Here is a 12,164-nt window from a genome sequence, read left to right as displayed (position 1 = left end):
TTGTTATTGGTCTTTGGTTTATTGTACTGACGTTTTTTTCAGATTATTTTGATATGTTATTTCTTCCAATATTGATTGGAGTGCCGCTAATTATCTGCGCCATCATTTATCTTATGCCTAAAGACTGATAACGAAAATAGGATGATATATATGAATTTTTTATATTCTAACTGGTTGAGGATACCGATATTTTTTGTAAATGCATCTCTGGATATGCCTGTCTGTAATTTGCTTTCTGGAGGTTTTTTTGCGATTTTAGGAGTGATCTGTTTTCGTCAGAACGCAGGGAGTGTCCATGACTCAGGATAAATGAAATGGGTTCCCGACCGCCGAAAATCAGGTTTATCCAAGAGGCGATAAATGAAAAATTTAATTCTTTGGTTAGTCAAGAAGGTAAGGAATTTAATTAAATAGGTCTTGATTATTAATATCATTGGGTGGGTTCTTGTCGGTATTTTAGTTGTAGTTGCGGTATATTTTCCTGATTATATTGATATATTATTTTTTCCGATGCCTTTAATTGTTTCATTTGTTTTGGCTATAGTCTCAATATTTATTTTTGGTAATGATGATGATCTGTAGGGTAAGTATTGGGAATATCCATGAATAATTTTATGTTTAACCCTGTCGGGATCGCTGACGCTTTTTGTAAGCGTTATCCGGAAGCTATTAGCGGAATTGAAAAAGTCCGGTTAATGAAAGGCCGGGAAATTCCCGACTGGCCATACTGGTGTTTTTTTTCCGGAAAGTCACTGGACAATGTTGTTTATGGGTAAACAACGTAGTCAGTTCACCAGAGAAATGTGGCGGTATATACAAAAACGCCAGGTGCTGGGTACCTGGCGATATAGCAAAGGGATTTACTCTGTTCATCCGGCACTGCTGAATGCCCTGACAGAAACCTCCATCACTGACTCGCTGCCGATGGATGTGTTTTTGCAGCTTCCGGAATGGTGTATTTACGTCAGAACACCGGGGATGATTATGGACGGGGAACCGTTGTATGGATTCTGATCTATGGTCAGTCAGGATATTAAGAATGGCAGAAATCTTTATCTGCTTCTGAACGGGCAGAACGGTATACGGACTGAATTATTTGCCCTTAAAACCGGTTCCATCAAAGCTTTCCAGGAAAAGATGTTCAGTGACGGCCAGGGCAGTAGCGGTATGACGCCTGACGTTATTGAATCGCTGAAAAAATCCGGTTACATCAACGATTATCTAAAAAGAAAGTCGGACTATATCAGCAAATTATTGTCAATTTTGCTGTTTATTTGTTCTGGCGAGCCTGAAATTGACAGTGAGTGTCAACCTGTTACGTACCCGACTTGCTCAAAACTGGTGAAAACTAAAAAGGGATTCAGACTTTTTCCGGCGAATGGCCCCGGTACTGGACTGTCGGTGAGAATACGGAGCGGCATTCGATGATGCTGCGGTCAGTGCTGTGAGTGGGCGGCAGGTTCGTGCCCATTTGCGGAGTGGACGCTGGCATGGCTTCTGGTCTGGAAAAAGAGATGGCTCAGAGAACAGGAAATTTTGCCGCCACAAATTATTGGCGGCAGGCGAAGTGAAGGTGTTAATTACTGATAGCGGTTTGCCAGGTCTTTAATCACTGTGGCAAAGGTTTTTTGCTTTAACTGAGCGATCTGCTGTTCTGTGATCGGTGTTCTTCCGGTGAGTGGCTGGAGAATATTATCTTCGTAGTTAACAGGAGACCAGGTTGCCCATTCTCCCGTCGCCACATCCACGAGGGCGAAACGCACCAGGTAGCGCAACGAGACTGAATCAGACAACGTTTCGTTTCGGAAATCCGACCAGACAGTGGTTTTTGTCGCAGTATTATATTTCCCCAGTTGTAGCGTATCCCAGTAAACAATGATCGCTTTTTGTTGTCCTTTTGCCGCAATATAACGTAGGGCCTGCATATAATTCATATTTTCGCTGTTGACGGCTTCTCCTTCTTCGTTTTTCATCTTATTACAGGAAATAGCTTTTTGCCTGTCGGGGATACCTGAAAATGTTGATATCCGGTAATAGCGATTCATTTCTTGCTGCATGATCATTTCTGGTGCACGATTGCCAGACTGGACCAGAATGACGGCAGAGTTCAGCGGGACGCTGAATTTCTCATCATCCAGTGCGGCCTGGATATCTTCTTCTGAAACGGCAAGCGTGGTCTCGTTGCCGAAGATATCTTTATCTGTTAACTGGTTGGGAGTATTTTTACTGATGCCACTCTCCGTTCTGGGTAGGGCTTTTTTATTTGCATCAATTGGGGAGTGGATACAGGCACTCAATAAAAATATTGCGGCGCATAAACATATCATTGAACAGATTTTCATATATTTTCCTGAAAATGGATGTTAGATGTGGATGTAATTATAAAGCTCTGGTTGTTGTTATGACTATATCCTATTGTTGATAATTTTAGGAGAATTGTTTTTATATTCATGAATCAAATGAAATGATCTAATTTGATATTTTCTGTTTATTTTTGATTGGTTTCTCATCGATTCCTGCGATTGCGACAGGTTCTGGATAAAATCGGTCTCAAGCGTTCTCAGGTTTACGCCTACATGAAAACGGGACATTTCCTCAAATCCGTCAGGATTGGGCCTGCCAGTGTGGTCTGGCTTGAATCGGAGATTGATGATTAGATTAATGCGAAAATAAACAGTCGCTGACCGTCTTTCTGTTACTCACTGACTTATTCAGGATCATAATGATGAACATTGATCAGGGCATACTCATGCCTGTTGCACTGGATCAACTGTGGGCATTTGATTTAAATCCTCGTATTACCTGTAATCCGAATTACGATGAAATTAAAGAGTCGATTCGCCATCGTGGGCTGGAACATCCACCGCAGATCACCCAGCGTCCGGGAGAGCTGTTTTATATTATCGCCAACGGTGGAAATATCCGTCTTTCAGAGTATCAATAAAGGGTGTTCGAAAAATGAAACTGTAAAAATGCTGACTCTTCGTTCCAGTACCGAAAAATTCTGGGATAAAGCCTGCCAGGAATTACCATCGCCCGTTGAACGTAACCTGCCGTTATTTGATGATATTTTCGTGATGGCGCTGATATCGTTTAATGGCCCGACAACGGGATTCTCACAGGAGCATATTCAGGATGAACTGACCGACCTGAGCAGCCAGACGCTGAATATTGACTATAACACGGTTGTACTGGTGACAGATGCCCGCGCACAAAAGCGCACCTCAATACTCGGTATCTACGTCCTGATATCGCAACTCCAGACTCGATTTGCTTGCGTCGGTGTGAACTGCCGTTTCAGCAAGTTCGGGGAGGCAGATGTTTCTTCCCCGACGTTTCGGTAGGGATGTTTCCCTGGTTGGCGGCTCTCCAGACCACATTCTTGCATCAACCTACGAGCCAGCCAACGTCCCACGTTATAACCGGAGCGACGCATTAGCAGACTCAGGGTTCGATTTCCGGCTGACCCCCGGCTCTGTTGATGTAACTCCCGCAAACGGCTTCTCAGATGCAGTCGGCTTATATCGACCGACCGCTTTAGCGATGCATAGTAAACGCTACGCGTTATTTTCAGCAGACGACACAACTCAATCACCGGCCATTTTGCTTTCAGCCGTGTGATTAATGCATAGATTTGACGGGTATTTCGCTCATCAACACGGCTGCCTGCTTTAGTATTTCTTTTTCCATTTCTGGTCTCTTAATTCGCGCCCTCAGTGACTGGATTTCACGTTGCTCGGACGTCAGAGCAGGATTATCCGGCGTCACGTCACTCACTTCGGCCTAATACTGACGTATCCATTTACGTAATTGGCTGGGGTCTGGTTCAAGAGTATGAACGACCTCAACAGCAGACTGTTGATATTTAACAACCTGTTCAATCGCTTCGAGCTTAAATTCGGGAGAAAAACGGCGTTTGGTTTGTTTACGTTGGGTCATTATTCGCTTACCTCAATTTACTGTTGTTACAATTAACAGGCTATTGAGGTGTCCGGAATTACTGAGCCACTACAAGTCTCAGGCAATCTGTATGCCACAGGGTGGCGATATACTGAAACGTCAGAGATTCATCAACAATGATTTTTTCAGACCGACACTGTTGTGAAGGATTTAAACCTGATTTTAGTATCCGTTTAGTGGCATTGCGTTTTTCGCGGGCAAGGGCGGGTGAGGTTTCGGGATAAGAACCGAGTGGCACTCTTGATTCTTTTCCCTCAAAACGATATTTGAGATACCAGATAAGGGAACCGGGAAGATACAAATCGAGCGTGTTAACGAGCTTGTAGGGTTTATCAGAGGGTTTTGCACTGCGGACTTGTTTATCGGTTAATGCCATTTGGGGGGCATTCCTTTATCGAACCAGGTTGACCACCAAAAGCCCCAGATACAGACAGATAAATAGATATCCGCTGGGAAGAGTTTTCCGCTAACTTATTGAACCCGCTACATATAGAGATTCATAGAAACGCGCAAAACAAGCAAGAAAGTGGTGCCCGGACTCGGAATCGAACCAAGGACACGGGGATTTTCAATCCCCTGCTCTACCGACTGAGCTATCCGGGCAACGGGGCGCATTAAAACCGATTCGCTTCGTTTCGTCAACGAAATTTCTTCAAATCCATGCAGACTGCACAATCTATCACCAGATTGTTGGTATTGCACGCATTTTCAGGCAAAAAACGCGGTCCACGCGGCGGAAAGCGGCATCGCCAGGAGCAGGGCGGGGAGCATATTGACCACCGCAAACATCTTGATTCCGCAAATACGTAGACCGGTCGCCAGCAGCAGTAATCCGCCTACGGCACTAAAATCTGCCATCATCGCCGGGGTGGTGAGCGGTAAAATTAAGGCTGCGCAGGTGGCGAGCAATAGCTGGATAACCAACATAGGGGCGGAAATAACGGCGACGGCGACTCCCAGCGAGCAGGCGAAGATCATGGCCGTGAAGAAATCGAGAAACGATTTTGCGATGAGAATGCTCGGGTCGCCGGTCATGCCTTCATGCATCGCGCCGAAAATGCCGGTTCCGCTGGCGCAAAAAAGAACAATAATGGCGACATAGTTCTGAATAAAGGTGTCGTGGACGGCTTTCTTCCCCGGTTTCTTAATCAGTTGCTGCGCTTTCGTCACCGCCGTGTTGATGCCTTTTTCCAGGTAACAAAACTCGCCGATAAGCGCGCCGATGATTGTCGCCAGAACCATCACCGGAAGGTTAGCGCATTTTATGACCAGTAAAATACCGATCCCCAGCGATGCCAGCCCGAAAATAGAGGTCATTGAGACACGAATCCGTTCCGGTAAACGCTGGCTGAGAAGCGCGCCAAGCACGCCTCCAGCTAAAACGGCGCTGGCGTTAATAAAAGGCCCGATTACCACAGTCGCTCCTGCTATTTGTTTTATCTGATTGCATTATTATGCCCCGAATATCACGCATTATGCGCGTTTGTCGATGGCGCGTATGTCCGGGATTTGATCTTGCGCCCCCAGGGGAAAGGTGCCATGATTGCGCGAATTTTCTCCTGTTTGTACGGGGCTGCCTGGGATGATCATATTACCCTTACATCGCCTTCAACTTCGCCTTTCTGCGCGACGATTGCCCCTTTCTTTGATCTCCCTTCATTCTCTCACCATGCGGTGAGGGCAGCGCACGCTCACTGCGGGACAACAGTAAGATCAGAGGCTGTCTGCTTTTACTGATGTCTGGCGGTCGGAGCTGGTGACCAGTTTGACCCAACATTTCGTGGGGCAGGGTAATGTTACCTTGCCCGGGACTTCTATTCTCCCGAAACGGGTTTTTGCGCTTATGAAATCAATGAATATTGCCGCCAGTGGTGAACTGGTCTCTCGCTTGTCTACTCACCGCCATGTGGTGGCGCTGGATGGCACTGACTTTACTGATGTCGCGGCAGTCGTCATTACCGTTGCAGACAGTCGCAGCGGCATCCTGGCATTGCTTAAACGCACCGGTTTTCAGTTGCCGGTGTTTATTCTCTCTGACGATCATGTTGATGCGCCTGCCGGTGTTGAGGCGGTGATAAGCGGCAACGCGCAGGACTGGCTGGAACTGGAATCGGCCGCCTGCCGTTATGAAGAGAATCTGCTGCCGCCGTTTTATGACACGCTGACCCAGTATGTCGATATGGGTAACAGCACTTTTGCCTGCCCGGGCCATCAGCACGGTGAGTTTTTCAGAAAACACCCGGCCGGTCGGCATTTTTATGACTTCTTCGGCGAAAACCTCTTTCGGGCGGATATGTGCAACGCGGACGTAAAGCTGGGGGATCTGCTCATTCATGAGGGATCGGCCAAGCATGCGCAGAAGTTTGCGGCGAAAGTCTTTCATGCGGATAAAACGTATTTCGTGCTGAATGGCACCTCGGCGGCGAATAAGGTTGTGACCAACGCGCTGCTGACGCGCGGCGATCTGGTGCTGTTCGATCGTAACAACCATAAATCAAACCACCACGGGGCGTTGATTCAGGCGGGCGCCACGCCGGTCTATCTCGAAGCCGCGCGCAACCCGTTTGGTTTTATCGGCGGCATTGATGAGCACTGTTTTGACGAGGCATACCTGCGTGAGCAGATCCGCGAGGTCGCCCCGCAGAAAGCCGATCGGCCGCGCCCGTTTCGTCTGGCTGTCATTCAACTGGGGACGTATGACGGCACGATCTACAACGCCCGTCAGGTTATCGACAAAATCGGCAGTCTGTGTGATTACATCCTGTTTGACTCCGCCTGGGTCGGGTATGAGCAATTTATTCCGATGATGGCGGACGGTTCGCCGCTGCTGCTGGCGCTGAACGAAAACGATCCGGGGATTTTTGTTACGCAGTCGGTACACAAGCAGCAGGCTGGTTTCTCGCAAACCTCGCAGATTCACAAAAAGGACAACCACATTCGCGGTCAGGCGCGTTTTTGCCCGCACAAGCGCCTGAATAACGCCTTTATGCTGCATGCTTCCACCAGTCCGTTCTACCCGCTGTTTGCTGCGCTGGATGTCAATGCCAAAATCCATGAAGGGGAGAGCGGTCGCCGCCTGTGGGCAGAGTGTGTGGCGCTGGGCATCGAGGCGCGCAAGGCGATACTCGCCCGCTGCAAACTGCTTCAGCCATTCATTCCGCCGCTTGTGGACGGTAAGCCGTGGCAGGAGCATCCAACGGCACTGATTGCCAGCGATCGACGCTTCTTCAGCTTTGAACCCGGGGCGAAATGGCATGGCTTTGCAGGCTATGCGGAGGATCAGTATTTTGTCGATCCGTGCAAACTGCTGTTGACCACGCCGGGCATTGATGCTGAAACCGGGCGCTATACCGACTTTGGTATCCCGGCCACTATTCTGGCGCACTATCTGCGTGAGAACGGCATCGTGCCGGAAAAATGCGATCTCAACTCGATTTTGTTCCTGCTGACGCCTGCCGAAAGCGAAGCCAAAATGGCGCAACTGGTGGCGATGCTGGCCCAGTTCGAACAACATATCGAAGACGACACGCCGCTGGCGGATGTGCTGCCGACCATCTTTAACAAATATCCGGTACGTTACCGCGACTACACCCTGCGCCAGTTATGCCAGGAGATGCACGATCTGTACGTCAGTTTTGACGTGAAAGATCTGCAAAAAGCGATGTTCCGCAAAGAGAGCCTGCCTGCGGTGGCGATGAATCCGCAGGATGCCAATAGCGCTTTTATTCGCGGCGATGTTGAGTTAGTGCGTATTCGTGACGCTGAAGGGCGTATCGCGGCAGAAGGCGCGCTGCCATATCCACCGGGTGTGCTGTGCGTCGTGCCGGGCGAAGTGTGGGGTGGGGCGGTGCAGCGCTACTTCCTGGCGCTGGAAGAGGGCGTCAATTTGCTACCCGGCTTCTCACCGGAACTGCAAGGGGTTTACAGCGAGACTGATGCCGATGGGATTAAACGTCTGTATGGCTATGTGCTGAAATAAGTTCGCGTTATCCGGCCTACGGGGCGACTCCCTTGTAGGCCGGATAAGCATTAGCGCCATCCGGCGTAAAGATTAATGCGCGATAGTCTGCGCGCCTGCCGGAACGCGAACGTGTTTGTATTTAAACAGCGCCACGAACGCAAAGGCCAGAACCAGAGAGTAGCCTGCGAAAATCAGCCACACGGTCTGCCAGTCGGTAATCCCGTTCAGGGTGTAGTGTTCCACCACTTTACCGCTCACGACGCCGCCAAGGATACAACCGAAGCCGTTAGTCATCATCAGGAACATGCCCTGCGCACTGGCGCGGATTTCAGGGCGTACCTCTTTTTCCACAAACACCGAACCGGAGATGTTGAAGAAGTCGAAGGCGCAACCGTAAACAATCATCGACAGAACCAGCAGCACGGTACCGAACGGCGTTGGGTCGCCATAAGCGAACAGGCCAAAGCGCAGCATCCAGGCCACAATACTGATCAGCATGACGTTCTTAATACCGTAACGGCTTAAGAAAAACGGAATGGTCAGGATGAACAGTGTCTCGGAAATCTGCGAAATCGACATCATGACCGAGGCATGCTGCACGATAAAGCTGCTGGCGAACAGCGGATCTTTATCAAAGCTGTGCAGGAAGGTGTTACCGAACATATTGGTAATTTGCAGCTCGGCGCCCAGCATCATGGAGAAGATAAAGAAAATCGCCATGCGTTTGTTTTTGAACAGCGCGAAAGCATCCAGCCCCAGCATTGAAGTCCAGCTCTGGTTCTTCTGCTGTCTGGCAACCGGAATGTGCGGCAGCGTAAGCGTAAACAGTACCAGAATGACGGAAAGCGCCGCGCCGATGTACAGCTGCATATGGCTCAGTTCAAAGCCAGAGAAGCTTACGCCCCACATCGCCATAATAAAGCCGATGGTGCCCCAGATACGAATAGGCGGGAAGTCGGTGACGATGTCCAGCCCTGCAGATTGCAGGCGGTAGTAGGAGATGGTGTTGATCAACCCTAACGTTGGCATATAGGCCAGCGAGTTAAGCAAGATCACAAAGAACATGGCGCCTGGCGTGGTCACTTCGGCAGCCATGAACAATGTTGCAGCGCCAACGACGTGGCAAATGGCGTATACCCATTTCGCACTCAACCATTTGTCGGCCACAATCCCTAACAGCGTGGGCATAAAGACGGCGGCAATCCCCAGCGAGCTATACACAGCACCGATGGATGCACCGTCGAATTTAAGGGTGACAAACATATATGAGCCGAGGGTGGTAAGCCAGCTTCCCCACAGGCAGAACTGCAGAAAGGAGAGGACTTTCAGCTGCAGCTTAAGATTCATGTTAATTTCCTCACACCATATAGCGGATGAATGTTTTAAAAGGCACATTTGCCGTTGCAATATGATGTGATTCTATCAATGAGGAAAGGGTATTTTTTGTTACCTGTGACAAATATTTGCAAACAATTTCTAATTGCAAAGCAAAAGAGTGATGGAGTTAACACTTTTCGGCCTTCCCGCCCCAGTGCGATCGGGGGCGGGAACGGCGAGATTACTTCCGACGGTAGGATTTCTGGGTGGCATTGACCTTATACAGATAGCGACGCGATTCCGCAGAAGGATGCCGCGTGGTTAATGTCTGGTACACATCGCCCGGGGACATACTGTTGATAATGTTTGCCGCCTGAACCTTATCGTTAGAGAAAACGCGCAACACGCTGCCTGCACCGCCGTTATAGGCGGTGATCACCGCGTAACGACGCGATGTCGGATTATCAATGCCGCCTAAATAGACATTGTTGAGCATCGCCAGATAAGCGGTACCGGTATCAATGTTGCTGGCAGGATCGAACAGGAAACTGCGGCCTGGCGTGCCCGATTTCCCCTGTGAACGGAATACGTCCTTCCCGGCGGTGTGCTGTACCACCTGCATCAGCCCCAGCGCGTCGGAACGGCTGACCGCATACGGGTTGAAAGAGGACTCGGTTTGCATAATTGCCAGAATCAGCGACTCATCGACGCCGTATTTGCGTGCGGCCTGGCGAACCATGCCAACATATTTATGCGCACGTTTATCCAGGTGGTTCGGCACCAGATTGATCGTCACGCTGTAGATGATGCGCAGACCGTTACTGCGACTCTTAAGACGCGTTTTCAGCAGATAGTCAGCGAAGTTGGTTGCGCGTCCCTCCCAGCGAATGGGTTGCCCGGTATTATCGACCACCTGACCATACAGGAACGGCTCTCTGGAGATCTGAATATCATCGACGTCCGAGTAGAGGTCGACCGAACCGGGGTCGTCGCCCATTAGCAGCGTCTTGATGATCGCGCGACGCAGGTGCGCGGCGGGCTCTGTTCCGGCAATGGTTTCGACGGTGATCGTACCGTCGTCAAAGTTGATGTGGCTGCGGGTCTGATACTGGTCAGTGTACTTCACGTAGTCCTTCGGACCCGCGATCAACACTTCCTTGAACCCCCACAGATTCTCAATGTTATGGGCAAACTGCCCCATCAGAATATCAAAACCGTTGGTATCCTTGACCCAGGCTTCGTTATAGGTATCGCCTTTTTTGGTCGAACTGGAGCAGGAGATGAGCAACGGCGCAACAAGAGCAAGCGCGAAAAATTTTTTCATCATTCCGGGAGTGCGTGTTGTGTTTGTTGTTGTATCGTTTTGCCGGATGGCGGTGCAAGCACCTTATCCGGCCTACGAGATTGCCAGCAAGAGATGCTTATTTTTTCTCTTCCGGCGTATAGCCTTCAATATGCACGTCTTTCCCTTCAAACAGGAAGTTGATCATCTCCTGCTCCAGCAGTTTGCGGTGCTCGACGTTCATCATGTTGAGTTTCTTTTCGTTGATCAGCATGGTTTGCTTATGCTGCCACTGCGCCCACGCTTCTTTAGAGATCTCGTTGTAGATGCGTTTCCCCAGTTCGCCCGGGTACAGCTGAAAATCCTGGCCTTCCGCTTCACGTTGCAGGAAAGTACAAAAAATGGTTCTGCTCATAAAAAATCCTCTTTATCGACCGGGGTGCTCAAACCGGCGCGCCGGTACGTAACTGCTGTAACAAACGCTCCACGGGGGCCGCCAGTCCGACCGACGGCGGTTGCGCTAAGTTATACCAGAGCGCGTTGCCTTCATCCATGCACACGGTGAATGAAGACACGGGAAGCCACATAGGCACAATATCTAAGTGGAAATGGCTAAACGTGTGGCGAAAAGCATTAAGTTGACTGAGATTATCGGCCTGAATATGCCGTTGCGCCAGCCACTGACGTAAGCCATCTTCATCCTCAAACTGAGGAAAACAGTATAATCCGCCCCATAAGCCGCTCGGTGGACGCTGCGCCAGAAACACGTCGTCATTATGCTGCAACAGCAAAAAATAGCCTGTACGCTCCGGCAGCGTCTGTTTTGGCTTCTTGCCGGGGTACAGCGACCAGCTCTCGTTCGCGGCGGCAACGCAGCCATTCTGGAGCGGGCACAGCGAACATTTCGGCCTGGAGCGCGTACACACCATAGCGCCTAAATCCATCATCGCCTGGTTAAAACGCGCCACGCCGTTGGCAGGCGTAACCTGCTCGCTCAGATCCCACAGCCGTTTCTCAACCTCTTTTTTCCCCGGCCAACCGCTGACAGCATAGCAGCGTGCCAGCACGCGTTTAACATTGCCGTCGAGAATCGGAAAATGTTTATCCAAAGAGAGCGAGAGAACCGCGCCGGCGGTGGAGCGGCCTACGCCGGGCAGGGCGGCGACCTCGTCGAACGTTTCCGGGAACCGGCCGCCGTGCAGCGTCGCCACCTGTTGCGCCGCCTTATGCAGATTGCGCGCGCGGGCGTAGTAGCCGAGGCCCGTCCACAAATGCAGAACCTCATCCAGCGGCGCGTTGGCTAAATCCGTCACTGTTGGAAAGTGCGACATAAAACGTTCGAAATAGGGGATAACTGTCGCAACCTGCGTCTGTTGCAACATTACTTCCGAGAGCCATACTTTGTAGGGCGTCTTGTCAATTTGCCAGGGCAGGGTTTTCCGCCCGTATTTGTCGTACCAGCCCAAAACCTGAGCCGAAAATTGAGACGCTTGCATGGTCACCGCTTTAAAATTGCTGGGGGCAAGATTGCAGCACAGAGGCAACGAGGTGTAAACCGGAACTTTCCTGTGATCACTCTCTTCCTTTACTTGCATCCGGCAACTAACTTTGGATAATGCCCGTTTTCGGAACTCAATCACAAGC

At 50.1% G+C, this 12,164-nt stretch carries 13 protein-coding genes, 1 tRNA gene and 1 pseudogene; 6 read left to right on the top strand and 9 right to left on the bottom strand.

Features of this window, described 5'->3' with window-relative positions; all coding sequences use genetic code 11:
• Positions 1–768: 768 nt before the first annotated feature.
• Positions 769–1,014 (top strand): AcrVA2 family anti-CRISPR protein, encoded by a 246-nt coding sequence (locus tag CKO_RS18570; RefSeq protein WP_134863651.1) that lies wholly within the window; start codon positions 769–771, stop codon positions 1,012–1,014.
• 3 nt (positions 1,015–1,017) lie between these two features.
• Positions 1,018–1,428: a hypothetical protein gene (locus tag CKO_RS18565; protein ID WP_012135090.1), complete on the top strand. Its 411-nt coding sequence runs from the start codon at positions 1,018–1,020 to the stop codon at positions 1,426–1,428.
• A gap of 152 nt (positions 1,429–1,580) precedes the next feature.
• Here the strand turns inward: CKO_RS18565 and CKO_RS18560 are convergent, their stop codons facing one another.
• A complete protein-coding gene (locus CKO_RS18560) occupies positions 1,581–2,342 on the bottom strand; it encodes a lipoprotein YafT (protein ID WP_024130942.1) in 762 nt (253 codons plus the stop codon).
• A 156-nt stretch (positions 2,343–2,498) separates the two neighbouring features.
• Here CKO_RS18560 and CKO_RS22780 point away from each other — a divergent pair, with 156 nt between their 5' ends.
• From CKO_RS22780 to CKO_RS23130, 3 genes are all read left to right on the top strand, one after another.
• Positions 2,499–2,657: an AlpA family phage regulatory protein gene (locus CKO_RS22780; protein WP_012135086.1), complete on the top strand. Its 159-nt coding sequence runs from the start codon at positions 2,499–2,501 to the stop codon at positions 2,655–2,657.
• 65 nt (positions 2,658–2,722) lie between these two features.
• On the top strand, positions 2,723–2,944 hold the full coding sequence (locus tag CKO_RS18555) for a hypothetical protein (RefSeq protein ID WP_012135085.1): 222 nt from the start codon (positions 2,723–2,725) through the stop codon (positions 2,942–2,944).
• A gap of 28 nt (positions 2,945–2,972) precedes the next feature.
• Positions 2,973–3,344 carry a hypothetical protein gene (locus tag CKO_RS23130; protein ID WP_012135084.1) on the top strand — a complete coding sequence of 124 codons (372 nt, stop codon included), beginning with the start codon at positions 2,973–2,975 and terminating at the stop codon, positions 3,342–3,344.
• On the opposite strand, the pseudogene CKO_RS23660 reads toward CKO_RS23130, so the two are convergent.
• From CKO_RS23660 to CKO_RS18530, 4 genes and pseudogenes are all read right to left on the bottom strand, one after another.
• Positions 3,248–3,939 (bottom strand): annotated as a pseudogene (locus CKO_RS23660) (transposase); the annotation flags it as partial. The gene CKO_RS23130 and the pseudogene CKO_RS23660 sit on opposite strands and share 97 nt — an antisense overlap.
• Before the next feature lie 58 nt (positions 3,940–3,997).
• Positions 3,998–4,336 (bottom strand): Arm DNA-binding domain-containing protein, encoded by a 339-nt coding sequence (locus CKO_RS18540; protein WP_024130940.1) that lies wholly within the window; start codon positions 4,334–4,336, stop codon positions 3,998–4,000.
• Positions 4,337–4,487: 151 nt separating this feature from the next.
• Positions 4,488–4,563: transfer RNA gene (locus CKO_RS18535), tRNA-Phe, on the bottom strand.
• A 105-nt stretch (positions 4,564–4,668) separates the two neighbouring features.
• Entirely contained in the window at positions 4,669–5,376 is a 708-nt protein-coding gene (locus CKO_RS18530; RefSeq protein ID WP_012135082.1) for a DUF554 domain-containing protein, read from the bottom strand.
• A gap of 427 nt (positions 5,377–5,803) precedes the next feature.
• Here CKO_RS18530 and CKO_RS18525 point away from each other — a divergent pair, with 427 nt between their 5' ends.
• Positions 5,804–7,939 (top strand): ornithine decarboxylase, encoded by a 2,136-nt coding sequence (locus CKO_RS18525; protein ID WP_012135080.1) that lies wholly within the window; start codon positions 5,804–5,806, stop codon positions 7,937–7,939.
• A 72-nt stretch (positions 7,940–8,011) separates the two neighbouring features.
• Here CKO_RS18525 and CKO_RS18520 read toward each other — a convergent pair whose 3' ends face one another.
• From CKO_RS18520 to mutY, 4 genes are all read right to left on the bottom strand, one after another.
• The gene (locus CKO_RS18520; protein WP_012135079.1) at positions 8,012–9,268 is read right to left on the bottom strand and encodes a nucleoside permease; all 1,257 of its coding nucleotides are present in this window, start codon (positions 9,266–9,268) and stop codon (positions 8,012–8,014) included.
• Positions 9,269–9,479: 211 nt separating this feature from the next.
• The gene (gene mltC / locus CKO_RS18515) at positions 9,480–10,562 is read right to left on the bottom strand and encodes a membrane-bound lytic murein transglycosylase MltC (RefSeq protein ID WP_024130939.1); all 1,083 of its coding nucleotides are present in this window, start codon (positions 10,560–10,562) and stop codon (positions 9,480–9,482) included.
• Positions 10,563–10,659: 97 nt separating this feature from the next.
• The gene (locus CKO_RS18510; RefSeq protein ID WP_012135077.1) at positions 10,660–10,935 is read right to left on the bottom strand and encodes an oxidative damage protection protein; all 276 of its coding nucleotides are present in this window, start codon (positions 10,933–10,935) and stop codon (positions 10,660–10,662) included.
• A gap of 28 nt (positions 10,936–10,963) precedes the next feature.
• Positions 10,964–12,016, bottom strand: coding sequence for an A/G-specific adenine glycosylase (mutY, locus tag CKO_RS18505; RefSeq protein ID WP_024130938.1), 1,053 nt, complete (start codon positions 12,014–12,016; stop codon positions 10,964–10,966).
• Positions 12,017–12,164 lie beyond the last annotated feature (148 nt).

This window comes from Citrobacter koseri ATCC BAA-895, assembly GCF_000018045.1.
In the GTDB taxonomy this organism is placed as follows: Bacteria; Pseudomonadota; Gammaproteobacteria; order Enterobacterales; family Enterobacteriaceae; genus Citrobacter_B; species Citrobacter_B koseri.
The sequence above is the reverse complement of the archived record's forward strand: the minus strand, read 5'-3'. Positions and strand labels throughout refer to the sequence as shown.

Excerpts from the sequence above, each read along its gene's own strand:
- CKO_RS18510 (WP_012135077.1), bottom strand. The coding sequence starts at position 10,935 with ATGAGCAGAACCATTTTTTGTACTTTCCTGCAACGTGAAGCGGAAGGC.
- CKO_RS18565 (WP_012135090.1), top strand. The coding sequence starts at position 1,018 with ATGGTCAGTCAGGATATTAAGAATGGCAGAAATCTTTATCTGCTTCTG.
- mutY (WP_024130938.1), bottom strand. The coding sequence starts at position 12,016 with ATGCAAGCGTCTCAATTTTCGGCTCAGGTTTTGGGCTGGTACGACAAA.
- CKO_RS18520 (WP_012135079.1), bottom strand. The coding sequence starts at position 9,268 with ATGAATCTTAAGCTGCAGCTGAAAGTCCTCTCCTTTCTGCAGTTCTGC.
- CKO_RS18525 (WP_012135080.1), top strand. The coding sequence starts at position 5,804 with ATGAAATCAATGAATATTGCCGCCAGTGGTGAACTGGTCTCTCGCTTG.
- CKO_RS18555 (WP_012135085.1), top strand. The coding sequence starts at position 2,723 with ATGATGAACATTGATCAGGGCATACTCATGCCTGTTGCACTGGATCAA.
- CKO_RS23130 (WP_012135084.1), top strand. The coding sequence starts at position 2,973 with ATGCTGACTCTTCGTTCCAGTACCGAAAAATTCTGGGATAAAGCCTGC.
- CKO_RS18540 (WP_024130940.1), bottom strand. The coding sequence starts at position 4,336 with ATGGCATTAACCGATAAACAAGTCCGCAGTGCAAAACCCTCTGATAAA.
- CKO_RS18570 (WP_134863651.1), top strand. The coding sequence starts at position 769 with ATGGGTAAACAACGTAGTCAGTTCACCAGAGAAATGTGGCGGTATATA.
- mltC (WP_024130939.1), bottom strand. The coding sequence starts at position 10,562 with ATGAAAAAATTTTTCGCGCTTGCTCTTGTTGCGCCGTTGCTCATCTCC.
- CKO_RS18560 (WP_024130942.1), bottom strand. The coding sequence starts at position 2,342 with ATGAAAATCTGTTCAATGATATGTTTATGCGCCGCAATATTTTTATTG.